Source organism: Streptomyces sp. NPDC056948, assembly GCF_042674225.1.
In the GTDB taxonomy this organism is placed as follows: Bacteria; Actinomycetota; Actinomycetes; order Streptomycetales; family Streptomycetaceae; genus Streptomyces; species Streptomyces purpurascens.
Window position 1 is genome coordinate 1 of the sequence record NZ_JBHUQX010000648.1, and the last position, 3,475, is coordinate 3,475.

At 66.9% G+C, this 3,475-nt stretch carries 4 protein-coding genes and 1 pseudogene; 3 read left to right on the plus strand and 2 right to left on the minus strand.

Annotation, left to right across the window (positions count from 1 at the left end; genetic code table 11):
- Positions 1-90 precede the first annotated feature (90 nt).
- The 3 genes from ACFTZL_RS42835 (at position 91) to ACFTZL_RS42845 (ending at position 2,738) form a co-directional block, all read left to right on the plus strand.
- A complete protein-coding gene (locus ACFTZL_RS42835) occupies positions 91-1,002 on the plus strand; it encodes an RICIN domain-containing protein (RefSeq protein ID WP_382595416.1) in 912 nt (303 codons plus the stop codon).
- A 340-nt stretch (positions 1,003-1,342) separates the two neighbouring features.
- Complete coding sequence (locus ACFTZL_RS42840) at positions 1,343-1,936, plus strand: DUF6461 domain-containing protein (protein WP_382595419.1); 594 nt, start codon at positions 1,343-1,345, stop codon at positions 1,934-1,936.
- A 418-nt stretch (positions 1,937-2,354) separates the two neighbouring features.
- On the plus strand, positions 2,355-2,738 hold the full coding sequence (locus tag ACFTZL_RS42845) for a hypothetical protein (RefSeq protein WP_382595422.1): 384 nt from the start codon (positions 2,355-2,357) through the stop codon (positions 2,736-2,738).
- Between the two features lie 99 nt (positions 2,739-2,837).
- On the opposite strand, the pseudogene ACFTZL_RS42850 reads toward ACFTZL_RS42845, so the two are convergent.
- Both ACFTZL_RS42850 and ACFTZL_RS42855 read right to left on the minus strand, forming a co-directional pair.
- Positions 2,838-3,036: pseudogene (locus tag ACFTZL_RS42850) on the minus strand (IS5/IS1182 family transposase); the annotation flags it as partial.
- A partial coding sequence (locus ACFTZL_RS42855; RefSeq protein ID WP_382595425.1) for a hypothetical protein occupies positions 3,036-3,475 on the minus strand: 440 nt, incomplete at its 5' end. The gene ACFTZL_RS42855 and the pseudogene ACFTZL_RS42850, both read right to left, overlap by 1 nt.

Sequence of the window (3,475 nt, forward strand, 5' to 3'; positions counted from 1 at the left end):
CACCTTTGGAGGATGGGTACTACCGAAAGCGGCTCCACCGGAATCAGCGGTGGAGTCGCCTCAGCTCGCTACCATCGCTGGGCTCTGCCCATGGTCGCCCGCTACAAGACCGCGGACATCACCACCGATCCGCGTGCCTGCGGCCCCAGCAATGACAACAAGATCTGCCTGAGCAGTCTGAGTATCGACGGCCAGAGCCAGCACCTCATTTCGGCGGAGCACCTCGGTGGCGCGGGCGGCAGGATCTACCGGTGGCCCCTGGGGCCGCTGAGCGCGGCTCTCCCCCAGCCCGCCAACGCAGTCGCCGGCTATACGACACCGGTGTTCAAGGTGCAGGGGATCGCGTCCGACGGCACCAATCTCTACATGAGCGGTGACTGCCCCGAAACGTGGTCCGCCGGCTACTCGTGCATCCATGTGGCTCAGCCCGGTCAGGCCCCGCACGTTCTCACGCAGGCACCGAGCCTGACTCAGGGGCTGTCCTGGGCGCCCCAGGCGGGCCGGCTGTGGGGGCTCAACGAAGCGCTGGCAACGTCGGGAGTGGGGCGTCGCGTCGTCTTTTCGATCGACCCGGACGCCGGCAAGGAGGTCGGCGGCTGGGGATGGATGTCCAACTTCACGGAGCCAGGATTCGTATGCGCCACGCCCCAGGGCGAAGGCACTGCCAACGGCACCATCGTGACCGTCTGGAACTGCACGGGAGCCGAGAGCCAGAGGTGGGCCTTTCAGAACGGTCGCCTTGTCCACAAGGTGAGTGGGAAGTGCCTTACCCCTCAGGGCGACGCGTCCTCGACCGACGGGGCGCTCCTCACACTGTGGACCTGCAATTCCGCTGCTGAGTCCCAGAAATTCTTCCCGTACAACGGCACCATCAGCAACAGCCACGGCAAGGCCGTCACCCCCAAGGGCGGTTCCCTGGGCAAGGGCGTCTACCTCACCCTGTGGCAGTTCATTGGTCCCACTGCGTCCGACGTGCTCAAGTGGAGCGTCAAGGGCTTCTGACCTCGATCTTTCGTGATTGGTCGTCAGCTTTGGTTGGCGGCCGATCCGCGTTCGGAGTGACTTCCGGCAGGCCGTTGGCCCCGCTGTCACGGTGCAGCCCGTACGCGGCCTGCCAGGAGAGCGTCAGGTGATCGGCCGCGGCCCAAGTCCACGACGAGCTGCTCACGCAGGGCCACTCGCACCGGGCGATCGCCCGACACCTGGGCTGGGGCCTTAACACTTCTGCTGCAATAACCTCCGCGGCCATCAGGCAGCCCGGCAAGCGGTACCGAGGTGAACGACGGAGGCAAGACATGAAGTCAGACGCGGACATGGCTCGCTCCGCTGGGCAGTGGCCTGGATGTGCGTCACCTTTACCCGCGGCCTGAGCCCAGAGCAGGTCTTCACCCGGTACGGGGCCGACCCGGACCAGGCACACCTGCTCGACTGGGACGCGGCCTCGGAGCTGGTCTCGGGCGACTCCGGCGATGGGACGGTCTCCCTGCTGCGGTCCGGGAGGATCGGTGAATGGGCCTTCTGCGTCGAGGAGGACGGTGGCATCGGCTTTGAGGGGGAATCGCTCGCGGCGTTGTCTCGGGGCACCGAGACGTACAGCCTGGCGACGACCGAGGGAATCGACGTCTTCCAGTACTGGCGTGATGGCGAGTGCGTCGAGTACTTCGAGCCCGGCATGGAGCACACCCGGTCCGAACCGTTCGGCCCCTGGTGGGACCGGGTGGAAGCGGCGCTCGCCGCACACGATGGCGAGGATGCCGGGATGGCGCCCGCGGTGGCCCTCGTATTGGACCACCTCGGCATCACCCTGGACGACGCCACCCTCGCCAGGCCCTGGCCCAGCTTGACGCTCGCCGAGGACGACGCGCCGTCGGCGCCGCTGAGCGCCACCTACGCGGGCGAGGGACCGGTTCCGCCCGGGACCGTCGAGATCTTGTAAGACCCCACAGCGGTCCGACCACGACGCTCCGAGCAAGCGCCAGACAGCGGGATCGTTGGCGTCGCCGCGGCGGCTGTCTGCGCATCGCGGCCGATATCTCGGAGCGGGCGGCGTGAACACGCCCGGACCGACGTCGCGCAACTACCCGAGGAACGACAGTCGGACCTGACGGTCGGGATTGTCCTTATTGGTATCCGCGAAACTCCGTTAAGGCAACGGCCACGCTACCCGCCGGGCCCTACGAGTCAGCAGGATCCGTCCGCGTGATCGCGAAGTGCAAGGAGACGGCCCGGGGTGGGCTGGCGATGTCGGGCACGAGCCGATTTCAGGACCGACCCGGCGCTCTTGAGGCGTCTCAGGGTGTGAGTGCAGTCACGCCAAGATCATCTTCTGGGTCCTCGGCAAGCAGGGAGGGCACATGGGGCTGGTTCTTTTCCCGGGCGACGGTGACAACAGCAGTCCGGATGTCTCCTGGTCCTACAGTAGCTTTGCCGCGTTCCGGCAGCGTCTGGCCGAGACCGAGGGGTTCGTCCTCTCCGAGATGCGAGGCTTCGGCGGCGAGCGACCGTGGAGTGAGGTGTCCACCGCTCTGGAGCCACTCCTCGATCATCCGGATGCCGGCGGTGACGACCTTTCGCCTGACGAGTGCGTGTCGATACTGGTCCGGCTGGAGACCATCGCCGACCAGTGGGCACGAGAGGACGGCGACCAACTCCTCCGGCAGCACATCGAGGACGCCAACCGACTGGCTGGCGTCCTGCGGCCTTGCGTCGAGAAGGGCGTCCCGCTGATCTTCCTCTGAAGCCCCCAACCGCGGACCTCCGCTTACGGGACAACTCTTAAAGCGTGTTGCACAAGCCCGTGTTCGGGCAGATCGGAGCCCGTGATCGGGGTTGTTTGCTCATGAGGCGATGGCGAGGTTGTGCATGTGGGCGACGGCCTGGACTGCGTGATGGAGGCCGTCGCCGCGCTGGCGGCAGTCGCGGAGGATTGAGATAGGCACCGTCGCCCAGCACGGTCACACCCTCGCAGTGCCGGCTCAGCCCGGATGCGCGCCAGGCGTGGGCGTCCGCGGTGGTGCCCGGCACTGGCCGCGCGCTCAGTCGGCATCGCACTTCTCAAGCCGGGTTGCCTCCTCCTGCGGATCGCCCGCGGCGTCCTCACGAAACACGATGGAATAGCAGCGATAGGCCCGTGAGTATGAGGTGCCGAACATGGTGGTGTCCTCGTACTCCCCGAAGAAGCGGACGGTGGTGGCCAGCTGGCCTTCCGACCGTGCGTAGGAGGTAAGCCTGCCGTCGTGCCGTTGGCCGATGCCGCGCACGGCTTCCTGGCCAGGAGGATATGGCGAGACCGCCATCACGTCACGCGCGTACGACCGGGCCAGGGCTGCGGTCCTGTTCAGGGCTTCTGACTCGTTTCGTTCATTCGCACGCTGCTGGCGGTGGTGCATGACCATGAGCACCAGGGCGGCGATCAGCACGGCGACGATAGGCACCAGGAGAGCGACGAGGCATCCGGGGGCCGGCACCGTGGCGC

Bases quoted from the DNA above. Each gene is read 5' to 3' on its own strand.
- ACFTZL_RS42835 (WP_382595416.1), top strand. From the start codon at position 91: ATGGTCGCCCGCTACAAGACCGCGGACATCACCACCGATCCGCGTGCC.
- ACFTZL_RS42845 (WP_382595422.1), top strand. From the start codon at position 2,355: ATGGGGCTGGTTCTTTTCCCGGGCGACGGTGACAACAGCAGTCCGGAT.
- ACFTZL_RS42840 (WP_382595419.1), top strand. From the start codon at position 1,343: ATGTGCGTCACCTTTACCCGCGGCCTGAGCCCAGAGCAGGTCTTCACC.